The organism is Pseudomonas sp. ZY71, from assembly GCF_036542145.1.
Classification (GTDB): Bacteria; Pseudomonadota; Gammaproteobacteria; order Pseudomonadales; family Pseudomonadaceae; genus Aquipseudomonas; species Aquipseudomonas koreensis_A.
The window spans coordinates 4,309,923-4,333,122 of record NZ_CP144274.1; the positions used below are offsets into that span (position 1 = coordinate 4,309,923).

15 protein-coding genes and 1 pseudogene are annotated in these 23,200 nt (G+C 60.1%); 7 read left to right on the forward strand and 9 right to left on the reverse strand.

What is annotated here, in order from left to right:
* Window positions 1-70: 70 nt before the first annotated feature.
* The 7 genes from VY732_RS19085 to VY732_RS19115 form a co-directional block, all read right to left on the reverse strand.
* Window positions 71-1,273 carry an HlyD family secretion protein gene (locus VY732_RS19085; protein WP_008082123.1) on the reverse strand — a complete coding sequence of 401 codons (1,203 nt, stop codon included), beginning with the start codon at window positions 1,271-1,273 and terminating at the stop codon, window positions 71-73.
* A gap of 15 nt (window positions 1,274-1,288) precedes the next feature.
* Complete coding sequence (locus tag VY732_RS19090) at window positions 1,289-2,758, reverse strand: efflux transporter outer membrane subunit (protein WP_331691496.1); 1,470 nt, start codon at window positions 2,756-2,758, stop codon at window positions 1,289-1,291.
* Complete coding sequence (locus VY732_RS19095; protein ID WP_095189882.1) at window positions 2,748-3,230, reverse strand: MarR family winged helix-turn-helix transcriptional regulator; 483 nt, start codon at window positions 3,228-3,230, stop codon at window positions 2,748-2,750. Before VY732_RS19095 ends, VY732_RS19090 begins: the two co-directional genes overlap by 11 nt.
* 229 nt (window positions 3,231-3,459) lie before the next feature.
* Window positions 3,460-4,779: a hypothetical protein gene (locus tag VY732_RS19100; RefSeq protein WP_331691497.1), complete on the reverse strand. Its 1,320-nt coding sequence runs from the start codon at window positions 4,777-4,779 to the stop codon at window positions 3,460-3,462.
* A gap of 118 nt (window positions 4,780-4,897) precedes the next feature.
* Entirely contained in the window at window positions 4,898-8,572 is a 3,675-nt protein-coding gene (locus VY732_RS19105) for a translocation/assembly module TamB domain-containing protein (protein ID WP_331691498.1), read from the reverse strand.
* On the reverse strand, window positions 8,569-10,296 hold the full coding sequence (locus VY732_RS19110) for an autotransporter assembly complex protein TamA (RefSeq protein WP_331691499.1): 1,728 nt from the start codon (window positions 10,294-10,296) through the stop codon (window positions 8,569-8,571). The genes VY732_RS19105 and VY732_RS19110 overlap by 4 nt, the downstream gene beginning before the upstream one ends.
* A 66-nt stretch (window positions 10,297-10,362) precedes the next feature.
* Window positions 10,363-11,013 carry a GNAT family N-acetyltransferase gene (locus VY732_RS19115; RefSeq protein WP_007912451.1) on the reverse strand — a complete coding sequence of 217 codons (651 nt, stop codon included), beginning with the start codon at window positions 11,011-11,013 and terminating at the stop codon, window positions 10,363-10,365.
* A gap of 301 nt (window positions 11,014-11,314) precedes the next feature.
* On the opposite strand from VY732_RS19115, the gene xthA reads away from it, so the two are divergent.
* Window positions 11,315-12,127, forward strand: coding sequence for an exodeoxyribonuclease III (xthA, locus tag VY732_RS19120; RefSeq protein WP_331691500.1), 813 nt, complete (start codon window positions 11,315-11,317; stop codon window positions 12,125-12,127).
* A 188-nt stretch (window positions 12,128-12,315) separates the two neighbouring features.
* Entirely contained in the window at window positions 12,316-13,650 is a 1,335-nt protein-coding gene (locus VY732_RS19125; RefSeq protein ID WP_331691501.1) for a phosphate ABC transporter substrate-binding/OmpA family protein, read from the forward strand.
* A gap of 137 nt (window positions 13,651-13,787) precedes the next feature.
* Here VY732_RS19125 and VY732_RS19130 read toward each other — a convergent pair whose 3' ends face one another.
* Window positions 13,788-15,017 carry an acyl-CoA dehydrogenase gene (locus VY732_RS19130; RefSeq protein ID WP_123594170.1) on the reverse strand — a complete coding sequence of 410 codons (1,230 nt, stop codon included), beginning with the start codon at window positions 15,015-15,017 and terminating at the stop codon, window positions 13,788-13,790.
* A 185-nt stretch (window positions 15,018-15,202) separates the two neighbouring features.
* On the opposite strand from VY732_RS19130, the gene VY732_RS19135 reads away from it, so the two are divergent.
* From VY732_RS19135 to VY732_RS19145, 3 genes and pseudogenes are all read left to right on the forward strand, one after another.
* Entirely contained in the window at window positions 15,203-16,132 is a 930-nt protein-coding gene (locus tag VY732_RS19135) for a LysR family transcriptional regulator (protein ID WP_016986544.1), read from the forward strand.
* A 177-nt stretch (window positions 16,133-16,309) separates the two neighbouring features.
* Window positions 16,310-16,707: pseudogene (locus tag VY732_RS19140) on the forward strand (MerR family transcriptional regulator).
* A 145-nt stretch (window positions 16,708-16,852) separates the two neighbouring features.
* The gene (locus VY732_RS19145) at window positions 16,853-17,752 is read left to right on the forward strand and encodes a hydroxymethylglutaryl-CoA lyase (RefSeq protein ID WP_331691502.1); all 900 of its coding nucleotides are present in this window, start codon (window positions 16,853-16,855) and stop codon (window positions 17,750-17,752) included.
* A 667-nt stretch (window positions 17,753-18,419) separates the two neighbouring features.
* Here the strand turns inward: VY732_RS19145 and VY732_RS19150 are convergent.
* Window positions 18,420-20,117, reverse strand: a complete 1,698-nt coding sequence (locus VY732_RS19150; RefSeq protein ID WP_331691503.1) for an AMP-binding protein — start codon at window positions 20,115-20,117, stop codon at window positions 18,420-18,422.
* A 294-nt stretch (window positions 20,118-20,411) separates the two neighbouring features.
* Here VY732_RS19150 and VY732_RS19155 point away from each other — a divergent pair, with 294 nt between their 5' ends.
* Both VY732_RS19155 and VY732_RS19160 read left to right on the forward strand, forming a co-directional pair.
* Complete coding sequence (locus VY732_RS19155; RefSeq protein ID WP_008082097.1) at window positions 20,412-21,575, forward strand: isovaleryl-CoA dehydrogenase; 1,164 nt, start codon at window positions 20,412-20,414, stop codon at window positions 21,573-21,575.
* Between the two features lie 12 nt (window positions 21,576-21,587).
* Window positions 21,588-23,195: a carboxyl transferase domain-containing protein gene (locus VY732_RS19160; protein ID WP_331691504.1), complete on the forward strand. Its 1,608-nt coding sequence runs from the start codon at window positions 21,588-21,590 to the stop codon at window positions 23,193-23,195.
* The last annotated feature ends 5 nt before the right edge of the window (window positions 23,196-23,200 follow it).

Consider the following 23,200-nt stretch of genomic DNA (forward strand, 5'->3'; position numbering starts at 1 on the left):
TATCAGTCGAGGAATTGGGTCTGACACACCGCTATCGCGAGCAGGCTCACTCCTACAAAGTCAGTGCAGGTCAGCGTTGTGCGGTTTTGCTCACCGCTGCGCTGTTGTCGTGGATCAGCTGCGCAATCATCGCGTCGGCTTCAGCCAGTTGGCGGTCGTAGACGTTGGTGCTGAACGAGGCTTTTTGCGGTGGCTGCTGTGCGAGCACCGGGCCGCTCTGGTCGTGCAGGTTCACTTCAACGTTGGTCGACAGGCCAACGCGCAGCGGATGCTTGGCCAGTTCTTCGGCGTTGATGTGAATCCGCACCGGCACACGCTGCACAATCTTGATCCAGTTACCGGTGGCGTTCTGCGCTGGCAGCAAGGCAAACGCGCTGCCGGTACCGGCGCCGAGGCTGTCGACGGTGCCGCTGTATTTCACGTCGCTGCCGTAGATATCGGATTCGATATCGACCGGCTGACCGATGCGCATGTCACGCAGTTGGGTTTCTTTGAAATTGGCGTCGATCCACAGTTGATCCAGCGGAATCACCGCCATCAACGCCGTGCCCGGCTGCACACGCTGGCCGAGTTGCACGGTGCGCTTGGCCACGTAACCGGTGACCGGCGCGATCAAGGTGCTGCGGGCATTGGTCAGGTACGCCTGACGCAGATCGGCAGCGGCCGACATCACGTCCGGGTGCGACGAGACCACGGTGTCATCGACCAGCGCGCTGGTGGTTTTCAGCTGCTGCTTGGCGTTGGCCAGGGCGTTTTGCGCCGAGGTCAGGTCGTCGCGAGCGTGGGACAGTTCTTCCTGGGAAATCGCCCCGCCCTGCGCGAGGTTTTTCCGCCGGTTGTAGTTGTCCTGGGCTTTCTGCACTTCGGCCTGTTGCGCATTGACCTGGGCTTTCATGCCGTCAACGTTGCTGTACAAGCCGCGCACCTGACGCACGGTGCGCGCCAGTTTCGCCTGGGCACTTTGCAGGCCGACTTCAGCGTCGTTCGGGTCGAAGTTGATCAGCACCTGACCTTCGTGAACCAGATCACCATCGTCAGCGCCGATGCTGACCACGGTGCCGGTCACCAGCGGGGTGATTTCGACGACGTTACCGTTTACGTAGGCGTCGTCGGTGCTTTCGTTAAAGCGCCCGATGAATTCGTGATACGCCCAGACGCCGGCGCAGGCGAGTGCAACGACAACGGCCAGCACCAGCAGCATGACTTTGCGCTTGCGCGGGTTGCCGGTATCCGGGGTGTTGCCTTGAGCTTGGGTATTTTCGGCAGTGGCCATGACAATTACCTTGAATTAGTTGTGCGGCGTGGCTGGGCTGGCGTTGGCTGCGGTCAGGGTTTGCCCCTGGAAGCCGCCGCCCAGCGCTTGCATCAGTTGAATCGACAGATCGATTTGCTCGGCATTGAGGTTGGCCAGTTGACGCTGGGCCTGCAGCAATTGCTGCTCGATGCTGAGCACGTCCAGGTAGTTGCCGATGCCGGAACCGTAACGCTGGACCACGGTGTTGTAAGAATCCTGGGCAATGTCGGTGGCGTGCTGCTGCGCACCGATCTGCCGGCCGATGTCACGCAACTGATTGATCGTGTCGCTGACATCGCCCAGTGCTTTCACCAGACTTTTGTTGTACTGCGCCACCGCGAGGTCGTAATCGGCGTCGCGGGCATCGAGGTTGGCGCGCAGGCGTCCGCCGTCGAAGATCGGCACCGAAATGGTCGGGGCAATGTTGAAGAAGCGACTGGCCGAACCGAACATCGCGTCACCCAACAAGGACTCGGCACCGGCCGAAGCCGTGAGATTCAAGTTGGGATAGAAGCGGGTTTTCGCCGAGTCGATGTCTTTGCTCGCCGCTTCGACGCGCCAGCGCGCAGCGACCAGATCCGGGCGTCGACCGAGCAATTCCGCTGGCAATACCGACGGCACGGCGACAGCGCTGGCTTGCAGGACTTTCGGTCGGGCGATTTCGTTGCCGCGATCCGGGCCTTTGCCGAGCAGCACGGCCAAGGCGATTTTGGCGCTGTTCAGGCGCTTCTCTGCGTCGATCAGGCTGGCTTCGGAACTGGCTTCCAGACTTTGCGTTTGCTGGAACTGGTACTGACTGTCGATCCCGGAGCTCAGGCGACGCTGGCTCAAGTCGAGCATCTGCTTGGTGCGCTTGAGATCGTCGTTGGCCAGGTCATAAACGATGTGCGCCTGACCGAGATCGCTGTAAGCGCGAGCCACATCAGCAGCAAGCGTCAACTGCGCAGCCTGACGATCGACTTCAGCGGCGCGGGCCTGACCGAGTGCAGCTTCCCAGGCATCACGCTGGCCGCCCCACAGGTCGAAGTTGTAATTGAAACCGGCGCTGACGTTACGCACGGTGGCGTAGGCGTCGCCCTGCCCTCGCGGGTCCTGATCCTTGGCCAGACGCGAACGGCTGATGCCGGCGCTGGCGTCGAGGGTCGGATAACGTTCGGCATCGGCGGCATACGCGGCGGCGCTGGCCTGATGCGCGCGAGCTTCGGCGATCTGCATGTCCGGGCTGTCGTGCAACGCTTCGCGGATCAGACCGTCGAGTTGCGGGTCGCCGAGGCTGGTCCACCAGTCGCTCTTCGGCCACGCGGCCGGCGACAGGGTCACGCCGTTGAGGGATTGGCTGGCGTTGAGGCTTTTCGCATCAAGGCTTTTGCCTTGAGTGTCGAGGCCGCTGTAGTTGGCGCAACCCGCGAGGATCATCGCCGACAGCACCAGCGTCAGGCTGCTGCGCAAGGTTTTACCGCTCATTGTGTTCACCTAACCGCTGGATGGTGATCGGGTCACCGGCTGCCAGCAGAATTTTCTTGAGGATGTATTCCAGGGTCTTCAACTCGTCCGGAGTGACGGCGCCGGCCAGTTCATTCATGGCATCGGCGCCGATGTGCGGCAGGCGATCGGCCAGTTGCTGGCCTTGCTCAGTCAGTTTCAGTTGCACCTGACGGCGATCGCCTTCGCTGCGGTGGCGAGCCAAAAAGCCTTTCTGCTCCAGACGATCAAGCATGCGTGTCATCGAACCGCTGTCGAGCGACAGATGCCGGCACAGCTCGGCCGGGGTATCGACGCCGAACTGGGCCATGATGATCAACACCTTGAACTGCGCGGCGGTGATGCCGTGGGGTTCCATGTGGGTGTCGATGATCCGGTCCTTGAGCAGCGCCGCACGGCCAAGCAACAGGCCGAGATGGCAATGTTTGAATTCGTCCGGGGTGAAATGCTTCATTTGCTCACCTAATAACTGCCTAGGCAGTGAATGTATGTCGAGATGTTACTGCCTAGGCAGCGAATGTCAACGCAATAGTTAGGTTGCTTTGCAATTAGTTGACCAGTGGGCTGGGTTTTTGTGTTGCACAGACGGACGCCATCGCGAGCAGGCTCACTCCTACAAGGGAACGCATTTCAAATGTAGGAGTGAGCCTGCTCGCGATTGGAGCGACTCGGTGTGAAGTCGGTCAGGAATCGTCGGAAGGATGTACAGGCGGCGGCTGCACTGGATGCACCTCACGCCCGCGCAACGCAGTGGCCACATACCCAAAGGCCCGTTTGCTCACCGCATAAATGCTGTGCCAGCCCGGCGGTGCCGGCTCGATCGCAGCATGCAATGCCCGCGCATAATCAAGCACCAGTCCGGGCGTCCAGGCCATCGCCTCTGCCCGTTTGCGCACTTGCGCGGCGACCCAGAACTCGGGGCTGAAAATGACCCGGGCGAAATCCAGCATGCTCGAATGCCCCCGGTTCATCGCCCCTTCCAAGGCCGCTTCGAGGCTATGGGCGACGGCGCTGGAACAGTTGCGACTGGTGAGGTTGTACGTGCTGTTCTGCCGATAGTCCGTCCAGAACGCATGGAGTCGCCGGGCGTCGTAATGGGCAAAACTGACCTGCACCGAAGACGGACACCAGTCAGCCACCTCGCCGGCATAATCCGGCAGAAACCTGCCGGCAACATCGTTGTTCGGCGTCGCCCGCAGCAAGCGCACAAAATCCCCCGCCGAGCGATCAATGTCGTCCTGCGGGTAATGGCTGATGTAAATGTCCGGCCCGCATTCCAGTGCCGCGTGGCCGGCGGAGATCACGCCGTTGATATCGACCGCCGCGATGTAGCGGTTGAGCAGGCGATTGCGCACCAGGGTGTCGTCGACGGTGCCGCTGGGGGTCCAGACGTGAATCACCAACGCATCGCTGCTGGCCGGCGCATTGACTGACAAAGGGCTTGTCAGGGGCGGCTGGTTTTTGAAGCGCACGGCTTGCCGCAATAAGGCGCAACCGGTGAGAAAGAGGCTCATGCCGATGCAAAAGGGCACCGTGCCCTTATACAGCGTCGGATACGGCTCAAGGATAAACACGCCAAAGCCGATTTCGAACAATCCCGCCAGCAGCGACACTTGCCAACCGACAAAGCGCACCACCAGCGCCGCCGCCAGCCGAAAACCGCCATCGAGCAAAAAAGCCCCGCCAAACAGCACCGCCAGAATCAGCCCGGCAGCGTGTTGCCGGTCGACGATCAGCAGTCCCAGCAAGAGAAAAGCCAGTCCGCGCGCTCTGCGCAGGGCCGCAGCGGTCCCGGCTTGCGGTGCCGGCACCAGCAGCAGGATCAGCGCTTCGAGCAGCAACAGATAGCCGAAGAGATGCAGCGGAAAATACAGAACGCCGTCCAGCGCATCAATGAAGATGCCCACACCGGCCGCGCCCCAGACAATGCCCGTCAGCGCCAGCGCGGACCAACGCTTGCGGACAAATTCGTGACCGAGCAAGACCATACTCAAGCGGACCATTTGCGCCCCCGTTCTCTTCGGGTAGCCGCCAACCGCGCAGCTTTCCAGTGGCGGTGAGTCTAATCCATTCTGCAAAAGCCGGATCGCAGCGACGCGACCCGGCGATGGGAAACGCGCGTTAGAAATCGCGCTTGTAGAAGATATCCAGCGAACTGGCTACGCCACTCGCAGCCTCGACATAAACCTTCTTGCTCAGCTTGTAGCGCAGCGCAATGGTGCTGGCTGGTTCAAACACGCCCACGCCATAACGCAAACTGAGCTTCTCGGTGATATTGCCGCTGGCCACAACACTGGTGGCATCGCCGCTGCCTGCAGTGTCGAGCTGGAAATCCTGAATCCCCAGATCCTTGGCCAGACTGCTGGTGACTCCCGAACTGCCCATCAAGCCCAGCCCCAACGCCGCTTGCGCAAGCATGTTGTTGTCTTCGCCGTTGGTGCTCAGCGGGCGACCCAAGACCAGATAGGACAGCGCCTGCTCCTGGCTCATCGCCGGCTCGGAGAAGATCTGCGTGGTTGGTTGCTCGGCGCTGCCACTGAGGCGAATACCGGCGATCACGTCGTCAGTCTGGCGGATCGCTTCGATGTCCAGATACGGCTGATCGAGGGGGCCGGCGAACAACAGACGCGCACGCCGCACTTGAAGGCGCTGGCCATAGGCACTGTAGCGGCCGTCGTTGAGCCACAGCTCACCACGGGTGTCCATGTTGTCGCCGATGTGCACATGACCTTGCACGTTGGCGGTCAGACCAAAACCGGCGAAGGCCAGTTTGTCTTCGCCGACTACCACGTCGATGTCCATTTTCATCGCAAGCGGTGGTTTGCCCTCTTCGGTCTGCGCACCGACGATGATCGTGTCATCGGAGACTTTCACCGTTGACGGCGGCAGTTCACGCACGGTGATTTCACCTTTGGGCACCTGCACTTTGCCGGCGATTTTCAGCTCGTCGCCGGCCATGGAAATCTTCAGGTCCGGTGCTACTTCCAGTTTGGCATACGGTTCGACGGAGACCGGCAATTGCGTGCCTTTCAACGCCAGATCAACCACCAGTGCCTGGCCCCAGGCAACGTTACCGTTGAGGCTGCCCTGCCCGCTCTTGCCACTTTTCCAGCCGCCGTCGAGGCGCACCGATTCGCCAGCAATCAGAGCGGTGAGTTGCAGGCTCTGCAGCTCCATCGGCAGCTCGGCGCCGGACACTTCGCCATCGCTGAGTTGCACGGTGCCGTTGACCAGCGGCGCCAGCAGTCCGCCGGAAATCGTCCCGCTGCCATTCAGGCGGCCGGTGAGTTTTTCAACCATCGGCACAAACGGCCGTGCCACCGACAGGTCCAGCCCGCTGAGACGGAACGAGCCGCTCAACGGTTTGTTTTTCGGCAGCGGATTGAGCTGCGCCTGCACCAGCAACTCGCCGAGTTTGCCGCCGACGAAATTGAGTTCAGTGTCGACGCGCTTAGGCGTGAGTTTGCTGGTGAGTTTCAGGGTCTGGTAGGGGAAATCCAGCCACTGATCCTTTTCCTTCATGCGCAAAGTACCGCCGCTGGCGTCGATGCTGACCACGCCGTTCGGGCCGCTGGCCGGCAGATCCAGTTGCAGATCGGCGTTTAGCCTGCCCTGCCAGGCAAAGTCTTTCGGCAGCCATTGCGCCAGACTTTCAATCGGGAACTGCTTGAGGTGGTAGCGCAGTTTCGGCTCCGGCATCAGCCGTTGATCTTCACCGCACAGGCTGGCATTGCCGGACATCCAGCAATGCGCACCGAAGTTGATTTTGCCGTCAGCCAGACGTTCAAGCTTGGCCGGGCTTTGCAGTTTCCAGTCCTGACCACCGGCCTGAATATCGCCGCTGGCCAGGCGCCCGCGCCAGTTGCCTTTGTCCAGATTGCCATCCAGACCGAGGGCCAGTTTCAGCTTCGGCCCGATCAGGTCGAGGTTGAGTTTCTGGTTTTTGATATCGCCCTGAGCGCTGGCAGTCAGCGTGCCCAATGAAGTGTCACCGGCCTGAATGCCGGCACCTTTCAGATCGATCTTCGCCCTTTGCGCACTGTCGAGGGTGGCGTCGAGGTTGAGGCTTTGCAGGCGATTGTCCTGGAGCGCCAGTTGCGAACCTTGCAGACCGAGTTTGCCCTGCGGTGCTTTCAACGTACCGGCCACATTGACCTGACCGTTGACCTGCCCGCGCAGTTGCGGCCAGAGCTGAGCCAGACGCGACAGCTTGATGTCGATCTGCCCGGTGAGTTTCTGTTGCAGGCTGCCCTTGCCGTTGATGCTGTTGTCGCCGAGGCGGATTTGCAGGGCGTTCAGGTTCCACTGCTCGCCAGCGCCGTCGGCCTTGGCCTGAAGGATCGCCGGTTGGCCGCGCAGTTTGCCTTTCAAGTCGAGGTCGGCGGTGAGGCTCAGGCGTTCGTTTTTCATTTCGCCTTGGCTTTTCAGCGGTCCAGCTAACGTGCCCGGCAACTCGGCGACCCAGTACGCCGGGTTCAGCGCCGACAGCTCCAGCGCCGTGTCCCAAGCGATGCCGTCGGCGAACTGCACATTGACGTGCCCTTCAGCCTTACCCTGCCCGGCTTGCATTTTCAGTTGCGGCAAAGCGATCTGTTTAAGGCTGCCGCTGAACGGACTGCTCAGGGTAAACGCGCCCGCCGGGCCATCCAGTGCGGCGGCGAAGTTGCCGAGGTATTGGCCGTCGGTGTAGGAGACTTCGCCAGTAAACGTACGCAAGGCGACTTGTGGCTCGTCGATTTCGTTGTAGAGCCGATGCCACGGAAAGTCCTGCCAATTGATGTTGGCTTGGGCGCTGAGGCCTTTGCTCCAGTCGACGCTGCCCGTGAGTTTCAGGCTTTGCTTGTCGTTGGCCGTCAGGTCGAGACCGGCGATCTGCGCGCCGCTGGCGTCGACTTTGCCTTTGAGCAACAGCGCCACCGGGCCTTTGTCGGCGGGCAGCGTGGCGTTGCCGTTGAGCTGGTAACCGTTTTTCAGGTCGCCTTCACCGGTCAGCAGCAATTGATTGAGTTGCAGGGTGTCCGGCAAATCGGCGCTTGGCTTGAACGCGTCGCTAGTGATGCGCACCTTGGCCGGGAGGTTTTCCGCCAGCGGTTGCAACTCGCCGCTCAACTGGCCGTCGAGGTAACCACGGCTGTCGGCGTGCAGGTTGAGGGTTTTCAACAGGTCGCCGTCGATCTTCAACGCCAGTGTCCACGGCCCCGTGCCCGGCGACGGTAATGTCAGGTCACCGGCGATGTTCAGCGGCCAGTTGCCGGTCGGCGTGAGTGTGCCAGACAGGTTCAGACTGAGGTCGTCGCGCTGCAATTTCACGCTGTCGATCTGCATGCCCTGAGTGGTCCAGTGCGCCGCCAGTTGCAAGCCTTTGAGCTGTTCGCTGCCGTTGAACAGCAGGCTGCCGACCTGCACGTCACCCAGTTCGATGGCCACCGGCAATTGCAGATCCGGCAGTTTGATCGGGCCGCTTTCGGTGGTTTCTTCGCTCGGCGGGAATTGCAGAATGACCTGATCAGCCTTGAGCTGTTCGATGCACAAGGTCATGCGCGTCAGGCACAGCGGCGACCAAGCGAAGATTGCCTGGTTCAGCTCGACGCGGCTGCTGTCTTGCTGCCACAGCAGATGATCGGCGCTCCACTGCCCGCCGAGGCGACCCTGGAAATTTTCTACGCTCAAGCCCGGCACGAGGCCCAGCACCCAGCGGCTGCCGGCCGCCGTGCCGAGGACGGCGGTGACACTCAATACAATCAACAACAGCAGCGCCAACAACGCCAGCGCCGTAATTTTCAAACCACGCTTCACAGCTCAGGCCCCATGGAAAAGTGCAGCCGGATGCCGCCATCGTCGTCGAGTGCGTGGGCCAGGTCGAGGCGGATCGGCCCCACCGGCGAGACCCAGCGCACACCAATACCGACCCCGGTCTTGAGGTTCGGCAGTTCGAGTTTGTTGAAAGAGTTGCCCTGGTCGACGAAAGTCGCGACGCGCCATTTCTCGGCGATCGAGTATTGATACTCGACGCTGCCGGCGACCATGTAGCGGCCACCGATGCGATCACCCTTGGAGTTTTCCGGGGACAGGCTCTGGTAGTCATAGCCGCGCACACTCTGATCGCCGCCGGCAAAGAAGCGCAGCGACGGCGGCACCGAGTTGTAGCCGTTGGTGGCGCTGCCACCGACCTGCACGCGACCGAGGAAGCGGTGTTTGTCGAACACCGTGGTCAGGCCTTTGACCAGCGCGGTGCCATATAAAAGGTTGTTGTCGGAGCCGAGGCCTTCCTTCGCCACTTTGCTTTCGAAGCTCAGGCGATAGCCGTTGTGCGGGTCGATGCGGTTGTCGCTTTTCAGGTACGAGTAACTGATGCCGGGCATCAGCAAGGTACTCAGGCCGGAGTCATCGCCGAGTTCATATTCTTCACGCTGCCATTTCAGCGAGATCACCCGCTGCCAGCCGCTCGGTAATTTGCTGTGCCATTCCGGGCCGAAGGTCAGCAGCTTGCTGAGCGTGTCGGAACCGTCGATGTCTTCGAACTGATAACCGCCGGCCCAACGCAATTTATCGGTCAGTGGCGGGTCGAGCGGGATGTCGTAGAACAAACCAACGTTTTGCCGTGGTGCCGAGAGTTCGGCTTCCCAGCCATAGCTGTCGCCTTGCGGGTTGACCCAGTGGCGTGTCCAGTTGGCTTTGATGCGCGGGCCGACGTCGGTCGAATAACCGAGGCCCAGGCCCATGGTGCGCGGCTTGCGCGTGTCGAGTTTGACGTCGACCGGGATCACGTCATTTTTCGCCGTCGTCGGTGCGGCATCGACGCGTACGCCTTCGAAGTAACCGCTCGATTGCAGATCGCGATTGAGCTCAGCGATCAGCTCGGAGTCGTACGGCTCGCCTTCCTTGAACGGCACCATGCGTTGCAACAGGTCTTCGTCGAACGGTGTGTCGCCTTCGAATTTGACTTTGCCCAGCGCATAACGCGGGCCGCTTTCGTAAATCAGTTCGATGTCGGCGACACCGGCGCGCGGGTCGACCATGAGTTTTTGGCTAGTAAAGTGGCCACTGAAAAAACCGAAGCGCGAGGCCTGATTCTGAATAAGTCTTTTGGCGTCTTCGTAACGCCCATGATTGAGTACCGCGCCGGACTTGAGCGCGTCGCTTTTCGGGACTCGAAAGGATTTGAGGGAGGCCGCCGGGCCGTCGACACGGAGGGTGACGTTGCGCAGGTGAATCGGCTCGCCGGGATCGATCTTCAACACCAGGCGCGGCTTGTCGCCACCCTTGACGTCGCTTTCGATCTGCGGCTGGTAGTAGCCCAACGCCTGAGCCGCTTTGCGCGCCTGCTCTTCGGCACCGCGACTGAAGCGCTGCAGGGCTTCTTCGTCACGATCGCCGAGGCTGCCGATATAGCCTTCTATATTGGCCTTGAGTTCATCGTTGGACGGTTTGATCCGCACATCCAATTCACTTTGCGCCAGCGCCGCGCAGCTGGTTAACAGCATGAGCACGCCACTGGTAAATCTTCCTGGAAACTTCATAGGCGCGGATGCTATCACGGGCTTGGGAGCGTGATAGAACAGGAAATTTCCCAAGAAGTTCGATTGTTATGCTGTTGCAGTTTGTAACACCTGCGGATTGGCGTGGAAAAACACGTGTTCGCGCACCGGGCCGACGGCAACTTCGCCGATCTCTTCGTAACCCTGCCTTTTATAGAATTCCAGATAACGCGGGTTGCCGGTGTCGAGCACCACGCCTTGGGAGGTTTCGTCGACGGCGCACCAGTTGTGTACGGCCGTCAGCAGTTGTTCGCCAAAGTGTTTGCCCTGGAATTGCGGGTGAATGCCCAACAAGGGAAGCATGTGCACGGAATCGCTGGGCACGCAGGCGGCCACGGCGTCGTGGTATTCCAGATAGCGTCGGGTGCAACGAAAACCGGTGCTGAGCACCATGCGCAAACGCCAAGCCCAACTTTCGGTGATGCCCAGGCGCCGTTGCGGTGGCGCGATCAGGGCGATGCCGATCAGGCGGTCGTTGACCAGCAGGCCGATGGCGGGCAGATCCTGAAGGAAGTGTTGCTTGACCAGTTCACGCACCGTCGCCCGCACGCGCTGTTCGTAACCGGGGCGTTCGGCTTCGAACAGGTAGCCGAAGGTCGGTTCGTGGCGATAGGCCTGATAGAGCAGCGAGCGGGCTTCGCGCGAGTAGCCGCGGTCGAGCATATGTATGTCGGCGATGGCGGTCTGGGTTTCAGGCATGACGGTGAATCTCCCCGGGGCGCGTGCAAATGGCGGCGCTCTTGTTGGTACGAACCTTTTACGGGTGGCGTGGTTCCCCACAGGTATAGACCAAGTCGGGATCTTCATCGACTGGGCGACCGCTATCGCGAGCAGGCTCACTCCTACAGGGGTACGCATTTCAAATGTAGGAGTGAGCCTGCTCGCGATGACGCCGGTTCAGACAACATCTATCTGGCAGGCAAAGACGATTTCCCCTACCCCACACTGGCCCCCATCCCACATGTCAGCTAGCATCGCCCTTTTGCCAGGACTGCCGACCATGAAGATCGTTTCCTTCAACATCAACGGACTGCGCGCCCGTCCGCATCAGCTGGCAGCGCTGATCGAAAAACACCAGCCGGACGTGATCGGCCTGCAGGAAACCAAGGTCCACGACGACCAGTTCCCGCTCGAAGAAGTCCGCGCCCTCGGTTACCACGTGTATTTCCACGGCCAGAAAGGTCACTACGGCGTGGCGATGCTCTCGCGTCAGGAACCGATTGCGATCCACAAAGGTTTCGCCACCGACGAAGAAGACGCTCAGCGTCGCTTTATCTGGGGCACCTTCGCCGACGCCAATGGCGTGCCGGTGACGATCATGAACGGCTACTTCCCACAGGGCGAAAGCCGCGACCATCCAACTAAATTCCCCGCCAAGCAGCGTTTCTACAGCGATCTGCAAGCGCTGCTGGAAACCCAGTTCCACAACGAACAGCCTGTGGTGGTGATGGGCGATGTGAACATTTCCCCGGAAGACTGCGACATCGGCATCGGCCCGGACAACATGAAGCGTTGGCTGAAAACCGGCAAATGCAGCTTCCTGCCGGAAGAGCGCGAGTGGATGGCACGCCTGAAGAACTGGGGTCTGACTGACAGCTATCGCCACTTGAACCCGGACGTGACCGACATGTTCAGCTGGTTCGATTACCGCAGCCGTGGCTTTGAAGATGAGCCGAAGCGTGGCCTGCGCATTGACGTGATTCTGGCGTCGCATGGTTTGTTGCCGCGGGTGAAGGCAGCGGGTGTCGACTATGAATTGCGCGGGATGGAAAAACCGTCCGATCATGCGCCGATTTGGCTTGAACTCAGCTGATCCCTAGCCTTACGCAATCCCTGTAGGAGTGAGCCTGCTCGCGATAGCGGTGAATCAGTCGACATAAATGTTGACCGGTACACCGCTATCGCGAGCAGGCTCACTCCTACAGGGGATCGCTGTCATCTTTCGGTCATGCGCCTGACTTAATCTCCCCGGCAATCCCCTTGGCTTGATTCGGTGCCGGCATGACCCTGCGTGTTCTGTGCGTTTTTCTCTTGAGTGCGTGGCTGACGGTGTCTGCCGCTGCGCTGCCCCTCCCTGAAAACGGCCCCGCGCTGCGCATTCAAGGCTCCAACACCATCGGCGCCGAACTCGGCCCGGCGCTGGTCGAAGGCCTGCTGCAAGAGCAAGGCCTGCTGAAAATCCACCGCGAAACCCCGGACACCGCCAACGAGTTGCGCATCGTCGGCCAGACCGTCCAAGGCAAACGCGTGATCGTTGAAGTCGCCGCCCACGGTTCCAGCACCGGTTTCACCGCGTTGAAAAATGCCAGCGCCGACCTTGCCGCCTCCTCCCGCGAAATCAAGGACAGTGAATTGCAGGCCCTGCAATCACTGGGCGATCTGAAAAATCCCGCCGCCGAACAAGTCATCGCCATCGACGGCCTGGCGATCATCCTTCATCCCGACAATCCCCTCCAACAACTGGACACTGAGCAACTGGCGCGGATCTTTGCCGGTGAGGTGAAAACCTGGGAAGACCTCGGCGGGCGTGGCGGTGCTATTCATTTATATGCGCGCGATGATCAGTCCGGCACCTATGACACGTTTAAGGAGTTGGTCCTCAGTCGTCGTGGGAAAAGTCTGAGCAACGCGGCGAAACGGTTTGAATCCAGCGAGCAATTATCCGACGCCGTCAGCGCAGATCCGCAGGGCATCGGTTTTATCGGTTTGCCCTACGTGCGTCAGGCCAAAGCGGTGGCCATTGCCGACGGCGCGTCACAATCAATGCTGCCACTCAACAGCTTGATCGCCACTGAAGACTATCCGCTGTCGCGACGGCTGTTCTTCTATCTGCCGCCCGACAGCAACAATCCGTGGGCGAGAGCCTTGGTGACGTTTGCGCAAAGCCGCCAAGGCCAGGCAATCGTGGCGGCCAGCGGATTTATCAGCCAGACCGTGCACGCCATGAGCGTCGCGCCGAATGCGCTGATGCCCGAGGGTTATCAATCCCTCAGCCGTCACGCCCAGCGTCTGACGGTGAATTTCCGTTTCGAGGAAGGCAGCGCGAATCTCGATAACAAGGCGCGTCAGGATCTGGCGCGGGTGTTCGACTATATAAAGCGTCATGACAAGACTGAACGCTCGGTAACCTTGGTTGGGTTTGGTGATGCCAAGGATGACCCGGCGCGGGCGGACCTGCTGTCGAAGTTGCGGGCGATGGCGGTGCGGCGGGAATTGGTGAAGAACGGCGTGGTGCTGCGCGAGGTTCGCGGCTTTGGTGCGTTGATGCCGGTGGCGGCGAACAATGTGGATGAAGGAAGGATCAAGAATCGTCGGGTTGAGGTTTGGGTGTATTGAGCCTGATGGTTATGTACTGAATGTTCAGACCCCTTCGCGAGCAGGCTCGCTCCCACATTTAGCCGCATTCCAATTGGAAGAATGCGATCCCATGTGGGAGCGAGCCTGCTCGCGAAGAACGATAACGCGGTGCCGGATCAGCGTTCGCTACGCAGCATCTCCTTTGGCACATACTTGCCGATCTCGAACTTGCCGATCGCCGCACGGTGCACTTCGTCCGGGCCGTCGGCCAGGCGCAGGGTGCGTTGCATGGCGTACATGTAAGCCAGCGGGAAGTCGTTGGAGACTCCTGCCCCACCATGCATCTGGATCGCTCGGTCGATCACCCGCAGTGCCACGTTCGGCGCAACAACCTTGATCTGCGCGATTTCGCTTTTCGCCACTTTGTTACCGGCGGTGTCCATCATGTACGCGGCTTTCAACGTCAGCAGGCGCGCCATGTCGATCTCCATCCGCGAGTCGGCAATCTTGTCGATGTTACCGCCCAGACGCGCCAGCGGTTTGCCGAAGGCAGTGCGGCTCACCGCGCGTTTGCACATCAATTCCAACGCACGTTCGGCCATGCCAATCGAGCGCATGCAGTGGTGAATGCGGCCTGGGCCAAGGCGACCTTGCGCAATTTCGAAACCGCGACCTTCACCCAACAGGACGTTTTCGTACGGCACACGTACGTTGTCGAACAGTACTTCGGCGTGGCCGTGTGGCGCGTCGTCGTAACCGAACACCGGCAACGGACGGACGATCTTCACGCCGGGAGTGTCGACCGGCACGAGGATCATCGAGTGCTGGGCATGGCGTGGTGCATCGGGGTTGCTCAAGCCCATGAAGATCAGGATCTTGCAGCGCGGATCGCAGGCGCCGGAGGTCCACCATTTTTTGCCGTTGATCACCCACTCGTCACCATCACGCACGGCGCGGGCAGCCATGTTGGTCGCGTCCGAAGAGGCAACGTCCGGTTCGGTCATGGCGAATGCCGAGCGGATCTCGCCGCGCAGCAGTGGTTCGAGCCAGCGTTGTTTCTGTTCTTCGTTGGCGTAGCGCACCAGCACTTCCATGTTGCCGGTGTCCGGCGCCGAGCAGTTGAACGGCTCGGGGCCGAGCAGCGAGCGGCCCATGATTTCCGCCAATGGCGCGTATTCGAGGTTGCTCAGGCCGGCGCCGAGTTCCGATTCCGGCAGGAACAGATTCCACAAACCTTCGGCTTTGGCCTTGGCTTTGAGCTCTTCCATGATCGCCGTCGGCTGCCAGCGATCGCCTTCGGCAACCTGGCGCTCGAACACGGCTTCGGCCGGGTAAACGTAAGTGTCCATGAACGCGGTCACGCGCTCACGCAGTTCTTGCACCTTGGGCGAATAAGCGAAATCCATGAGCAGCTCCCGATGATTAAGGCAGTTCTTGAGCAGAGGTTGTTTAAGCCATGCAATCGATGCTAGAACAGCGCTGATAATTTACCTAGCCTATTCTCGGCGTGTATAAACATTCATCACCGATATATGATCGGCTGATTGCCAGCCCCCAAAACACCGCCCTAAATAACAAGAGAAGCCGCGTTATGAATCTGAGTAAGGTCGACCTCAACCTTTTCATCGTCTTCGACGCGATCTACACCGAAGCCAACCTGACCCGCGCCGGGCAGATTGTCGGCATCACCCAGCCGGCGGTATCCAACGCCTTGGCGCGGTTGCGCGAAACCTTTAACGATCCACTGTTCGTGCGCACCGCGCAGGGCATGGTGCCGACACCGATGGCGCAAAACATCATCGGCCCGGTGCGCAACGCGTTGTCGTTGCTGCGCGTGTCGGTGCAGGAAAGCCGCATCTTCAACCCGGCGCAAGCGGTCAAGACCTACCGCATCAGCATGACCGACCTCACCGAAGCGGTGATTTTGCCGCCGCTGTTCCAGCGCCTGCGCCGTCTGGCACCAACAGTGATCATCGAAAGTTTTCTGTCCAAACGCCGCGAGACCACCAAGGAACTCGCCGCCGGACGCCTGGATTTTGCCGTGGATGCACCGCTCAACACCGACCCGCAGGTGCGCCACGTCAAGCTGATGGAAGACCGCTACGTGTGTGCGATGCGCAAAGGTCATCCGATGGCGGGCAAGGAAAAGCTCTCGCTGGATGATTACCTGTCGCTGACGCATATCCACATTTCCAGCCGCCGCAGTGGTTTGGGTTATGTCGATCTGGCGCTGGGCAAAATGGGCATTCAGCGCAAGATTGCCCTGCGCTCGCAGCACTATCTGATGGCGTCGCAGGTGATGCAGCAGACCGACATGGTCATGACCGTGCCGGAGCGCTTTGCCCGTCGGCATGAATTGCAGGCGTTTAATCTGCCGGTGAATGATGTGCCGCCGGTGGAGACGCATCTGTATTGGCATGAAAGTACTGACCAGGACCCGGCGAATCGCTGGATGCGCGAGCAGATGATCGAGTTGTGCCAGCAGGTGACGGCGCAGGAGAAGAAGCTCGATAAGGTGTAGGGCTTTTTACCGCGGCGCTACCATCGCGAGCAGGCTCACTCCTACATGTGGAATGCGTTCCCTGTAGGAGTGAGCCTGCTCGCGATGAGGCCAGCATGAACACCACAAATCATCCCGCTTGACGTAAACGTCAACCTGCCATTAGCTTAGCGCCAAGACCTTTTTCCGAGCGCTTCCATGAGCAGCCAGACTTACAGCATCTCCGACCTCGCCGCGAGCTGGACATCACCACCCGAGCGATCCGCTTTTATGAAGAGCAAGGCCTGCTCAGCCCTGAGCGTCGTGGCCAGGAACGTATCTATTCGCCACGCGACAAGGTCAGCCTGAAGCTGATCCTGCGCGGCAAACGCATCGGTTTCTCGCTGGCCGAATGCCGCGAACTGATCGAGCTTTACGACCCGTCCAGCGGTAACACCAAGCAGCTCAACAGCATGCTGGCGAAAATCAGCGAACGCCGCGAGCAGCTGGAGCAGCAGTTGCTGGATATCGAACAGATGAAGCTGGAACTCGATACCGCTGAAGAGCGCTGCGTGCAGGCGCTGGAGCAAACCCTCAAGAACCAGCAAGCGATCTGACAAACACCACAAATCCCCTGTAGGAGTGAGCCTGCTCGCGATAGCGGTGTTTCAGTCGAACAAATATTATCTGACACACCGCTATCGCGAGCAGGCTCACTCCTACAAGGGTTCTCCACGAATTCAAAAGAGCAGGTCAACCGCCATGTCCCTCCCCTCCCAAGTACGCCTGATCGAAGTCGGCCCGCGCGATGGCCTGCAGAACGAAGCCCAACCGATCAGCGTCGCCGACAAGGTGCAACTGGTGGATGCTCTCAGCGCCGCCGGTCTCGGCTATATAGAAGTCGGCAGTTTCGTTTCGCCGAAATGGGTACCGCAAATGGCCGGTTCCGCCGAGGTGTTCGCACAAATCCAGCGCAAACCCGGCGTGACCTACGGTGCATTGGCGCCAAACCTGCGCGGCTTCGAGGACGCCATAGCCGCCGGGGTCAAGGAAGTCGCGGTGTTCGCCGCCGCGTCTGAGGCGTTCTCACAGCGCAACATCAACTGCTCGATCAGCGAAAGTCTGGCGCGTTTTGCGCCGATCATGGAAGCGGCGAAACAGCACGGCGTTACCGTGCGCGGTTACGTGTCCTGCGTGCTCGGCTGCCCGTACGAAGGCACGGTCGCGCCGGAGCAAGTGGCGATGGTCGCGCGCGAGTTGTATGCGATGGGCTGCTACGAAGTATCGCTGGGCGACACCATTGGCACCGGCACCGCTGGCGCGACTCGTCGCTTGTTCGAGGTGGTATCGGCGCAAGTGCCACGGGAAAATCTAGCCGGGCACTTCCACGACACTTACGGCCAGGCCATGGCCAACATCTACGCCAGCCTGCTCGAAGGGATTTCGGTGTTCGACAGCTCTATCGCGGGCCTCGGCGGCTGTCCGTACGCCAAAGGCGCGAGCGGTAACGTTGCTACCGAAGATGTGGTGTACCTGCTCAACGGCCTCGGCATCAAGACCGGAATCGACCTGGACGCCTTGATTGCTGCGGGTCAGCAGATCAGCGCGGTGCTCGGTCGCCCGAGCGGTTCGCGCGTGGCCAAGGCTCGCAGCGCACAGTGAGGGGACAAGGTGTTACCGCTGTGTCTGGAATGTGGGTTGAAGCGAGTAACACGGAAACAAATTGTCTGGTTTCGCCGGAGTGAAAAAACGCCGTAATTTTCAAGCTATTGATTTATAAAGGATTTTAAAAGTTGGCACGGCTTCTGCTATCTCTATGGCATAACAAGAATAAAAAGCAGCAAACCAATAAAAATAAGACGTACCGACTCTGACATAACAAAAACAACACGGCAGAGACGCAGCTAACAGATTTTTTTGGAGAAGGTGTACTTTTCAGGGTGCTCTCAGGAGTGACCCGCAACCGGGCAGAGAACAATAAAACTACCTTCAGGTAGCTCCCGAATCGGTTGGATCGCTTAGCGAGAAAGCAGATCAGCGCTCAAAAAAATACGTTTGCTCTTGACCCCGGATGGGGGTCGCCAAAAACAGCGGTAAAGGGCCACGGTTGCCAAAAACAACAACAGACCGACCCTCAATAATAAAAAAGAGCACGCGACGACAAAATTAAAGGGGAGCCTCGGCTCCCCTTTGTGCTTTCTGTGATTCCTCTTTCCAACACCGATCCCCTGTAGGAGTGAGCCTGCTCGCGATAGCGGTGTATCAGTCAGTATTTGCATCGACTGACACGACGCTATCGCGAGCAGGCTCACTCCTACAGGGGTTTGTGTCAGGCCTGCTTTTCGCGCAGCTCCTCAATGCTTATTTCACGCATTCTGAATTTCTGAATCTTGCCCGTGACCGTCATCGGAAACTCTTCGACGAACTTGAAGTGCCGTGGCGTCTTGAAGTGCGCGATGCGTTCCTTGCACCAGGTTTGCAGCTCCAACTCGGAAGCATTGTGGCCAGGGTGGAATTTGATCCAGGCGACAATCTCCTCGCCGTAACGCGAGCAGGGAATGCCGATCACCTGCACGTCCGCCACCGCCGGGTGAGTGAAGAAAAACTCTTCCAGCTCACGCGGATAAACGTTCTCGCCGCCACGGATGATCATGTCCTTGTTACGCCCGGCAATGTTGACGTAACCCTCCTCGTTCATGCTCGCCAGGTCGCCGGTGTGCATCCAGCCCGCCTCATCGATGGCTTCAGCGGTGGCCTGCGGATTGCTCCAATAGCCGAGCATCACGCTGTAACCACGGGTGCACAGTTCGCCGATGGTGCCGCGCGGCACGAGGTTGCCGGCTTCGTCAATGATCTTGCTTTCCAGTTGTGGCTGGGTGCGGCCAACGGTGGTCACGCGTAATTCCAGTTCATCGTTTGGCCCGGTTTGCAGCGACACCGGGCTGGTTTCCGTCATGCCGTAGGCGATCTGCACTTCGCTCATGTGCATCTCGCTGATGACCCGGCGCATCACTTCGATCGGGCACGTTGCGCCGGCCATGATCCCGGTGCGCAGGCTCGACAGATCGAATTCGCCGCGCTGTGGCTGGTCGAGCATGGCGATGAACATGGTCGGTACGCCATAGAGGCCGCTGGCTTTTTCTTCGGCGACGGTTTGCAGGGTCAACAACGGGTCGAAGGCGTCGTTGGGGTAAATCATCGTGCTGCCGTGGGTGATGCAGCCGAGGTTGCCCATGACCATGCCGAAGCAGTGGTACAGCGGCACCGGGATCACCAGGCGATCGCGCGGGGTCAGGCCGATGCTTTCGCCGACCATGTAACCGTTGTTGAGGATGTTGTAGTGGCTGAGGGTCGCGCCCTTGGGGAAACCGGTGGTGCCGGAGGTGTACTGGATGTTGACCGCTTGATCGAAGTGCAGGCTGTCGCTGCGTTCGTGTAGTTGTTCTTTGGAGACACTGCTTGCCATGTCGGCCAATTGCGACCACGGCAGGAAACCTGACGGTGGCTGCGCATCGAGGCTGATCACCCCGCGCAAGTCCGGCAGGCGCTCGTTGCGCAATTGGCCGATGGATTGTTCGGCCAGTTCCGGCACCAGTCCCTGCAACATGCCGTGGTAATTGGAGGACTTGAACGCCCCGGCGCAGACCAGCCATTGGCAGCCGGATTGTTTGAGCACGTATTCGAGTTCGGAGCTGCGGTAGGCCGGGTTGACGTTGACCAGGATCACGCCGATTTTCGCGGTGGCGAATTGTGTAATGCACCATTGTGCGCAGTTGGGTGCCCAGATACCGAGCCGATCCCCCGCTTGCAAACCCAGAGCGAGCAGCGCTCTGGCGTGCAGATCGACTGCATCGGCCAGTTGTCGCCAGGAATAGCGCAGTTGCTGATGGCGCACGACGAGCGCTGCGCCGTCGGGATACTGCGCGACGGTCTGATCGAACTTCTGCCCGATGGTCATCGCCAGCAAGGCTTTGTCTTGTGAGCCACGGGTGTAGCTGCGCTGCGGGTTTGCACTGGGTTGATCCATGACGACCCCTATTGTCTTTATTTATGGGTTGCCGACGGTCACTTGTAGGAGTGAGCCTGCTCGCGATCTCGATCCATCAGTCAACATTTACGTCGACTGACACAACGCGATCGCGAGCAGGCTCACTCCTACAAAAACTAATCAGCTTTCAATCTTGAACTGCCCCTACTCTCGCTCAAGTTGACGTTAACGTAAAGGGTGATTGACAGCCACCCATCACAGGCTTACGTTAACGTAAAGGTGAGAGCCGAGTGACCGCCCTCCCCACCCTACAAAAAAGCCAAAAGGTGACCCATGAGCTATCCATCCCTGAACTTCGCCCTCGGTGAAACCATCGACATGTTGCGCGATCAGGTGCAGTCCTTCGTCGCCAAGGAGATCGCCCCGCGCGCGGCGCAGATCGACAGCGACAACCTGTTCCCCGCCGACATGTGGCGCAAGTTCGGTGACATGGGCCTGCTCGGCATCACCGTGCCGGAAGAGTACGGCGGCGCGGGCCTGGGTTACCTGGCACACGTGGTGGCGATGGAAGAAATCAGCCGCGGTTCGGCTTCGGTGGCGTTGTCCTACGGCGCGCACTCCAACCTCTGCGTCAACCAGATCAACCGCAACGGCAACCACGAACAGAAAACCAAATACCTGCCGAAGCTGATCAGCGGCGAACACGTCGGCGCCCTCGCCATGAGCGAGCCAAACGCCGGTTCCGACGTTGTTTCGATGAAACTGCGCGCCGACAAACGCGGCGACCGTTACGTCCTCAACGGCAGCAAAACCTGGATCACCAACGGCCCTGACGCCAACACTTACGTGATCTACGCCAAGACCGACCTGGAAAAAGGCCCGCACGGCATCACCGCCTTCATCGTCGAGCGCGACTGGAAAGGCTTCAGCCGCAGCAACAAGTTCGACAAGCTCGGCATGCGCGGTTCCAACACCTGCGAACTGTTCTTCGATGACGTTGAAGTGCCGGAAGAAAACATCCTCGGCGTGCTCAACGGCGGCGTCAAAGTGCTGATGAGCGGCCTCGATTACGAGCGCGTGGTTCTCTCCGGTGGCCCGACCGGGATCATGCAGTCGTGCATGGACCTGATCGTGCCGTACATCCACGACCGCAAACAGTTCGGCCAAAGCATCGGCGAATTCCAGCTGATCCAGGGCAAAGTCGCCGACATGTACACCCAACTCAACGCCAGCCGCGCCTACCTCTATGCGGTTGCCCAGGCCTGCGAACGCGGCGAAACCACCCGCAAAGACGCCGCCGGAGTGATCCTCTACACCGCCGAACGCGCCACACAAATGGCCCTCGACGCGATCCAGATTCTCGGCGGTAACGGTTACATCAACGAATTCCCGGCGGGCCGCTTGCTGCGTGATGCCAAGCTGTACGAAATCGGTGCCGGCACCAGTGAGATCCGTCGCATGCTGATCGGTCGCGAACTGTTCAACGAAACCCGCTAAACGGAGCTGGCCATGGCTACCTTGCACACTCAGCTCAATCCTCGCTCAGCGGAGTTCGCCGCCAACAGCGCGGCGATGCTCAAACAGGTCGACGCCCTGCACACCCTGCTCGCCCAAGTGGCGCAGGGTGGCGGCGCGAAAGCTCAGGAACGTCACACCTCACGCGGCAAACTGCTGCCGCGTGAACGCATCAATCGCCTGCTCGATCCGGGCTCACCGTTTCTGGAAATCAGTCAATTGGCCGCCCACGCTGTGTATGGCGAAGACGTACCGGCCGCTGGTGTGATCGCCGGTATCGGCCGGGTTGAGGGCGTCGAATGCATGATCGTCGCCAACGATGCGACGGTGAAAGGTGGCTCGTACTACCCGCTGACCGTGAAAAAACACCTGCGCGCGCAGACCATCGCGCAGCAGAATCGCCTGCCGTGCATCTATCTGGTGGACTCCGGCGGCGCCAACCTGCCGCGTCAGGACGAAGTGTTTCCGGATCGCGAGCACTTCGGGCGGATCTTCTTCAACCAGGCCAACATGAGTGCAATGGGCATCCCGCAGATCGCCGTGGTCATGGGTTCCTGCACTGCGGGTGGTGCTTATGTGCCGGCGATGGCTGACGAAGCGATCATGGTGCGTAATCAGGCGACGATTTTCCTCGCCGGGCCGCCGCTGGTGAAAGCCGCGACCGGCGAAGTGGTCAGCGCCGAGGATCTGGGCGGCGCTGATGTGCACTGCAAGATTTCCGGGGTCGCCGATCATTACGCCGACAGTGACGAACACGCCCTCGCCCTCGCCCGCCGCAGCGTCGCCAACCTTAACTGGCGCAAGCTCGGCGAGGTGCAGCAGCGCGCGCCGATTGCGCCGCTGTACGCCAGCGATGAGTTGTACGGCGTGGTGTCCGCCGACGCCAAGCAACCGTTCGACGTGCGCGAAGTGATTGCGCGACTGGTCGACGCTTCGGTGTTCGATGAATTCAAGGCTTTGTTCGGCACCACGCTGGTGTGTGGCTTTGCGCACCTGCACGGCTACCCGATCGCGATTCTGGCCAACAACGGCATCCTCTTCGCCGAAGCCGCGCAGAAAGGCGCGCACTTCATCGAACTGGCCTGCCAGCGCGGCATTCCGCTGCTGTTTCTGCAAAACATCACCGGCTTCATGGTCGGGCAGAAATACGAGGCCGGCGGCATCGCCAAACATGGCGCCAAACTGGTAACCGCCGTTGCTTGCGCGAAAGTGCCGAAATTCACCGTGATCATCGGCGGCAGCTTTGGCGCCGGTAACTACGGCATGTGCGGGCGCGCTTACGATCCGCGCTTCCTGTGGATGTGGCCGAACGCACGGATCGGCGTGATGGGTGCCGAGCAGGCAGCGGGCGTGTTGGTGCAGGTCAAACGCGAACAGGCTGAACGCAGTGGTCAGGCCTTCAGCGCTGAGCAGGAAGCCGAGATCAAGCAACCGATTCTCGACCAGTACGAAGAGCAGGGTCACCCCTACTATTCCAGCGCACGGTTGTGGGACGACGGCGTCATCGACCCGGCGCAGACCCGCGATGTGCTGGCCCTGGCCTTGTCCGCGTCGCTGAACGCGCCAATCGAACCGAGCCGCTTCGGCGTGTTCCGGATGTGATTTTT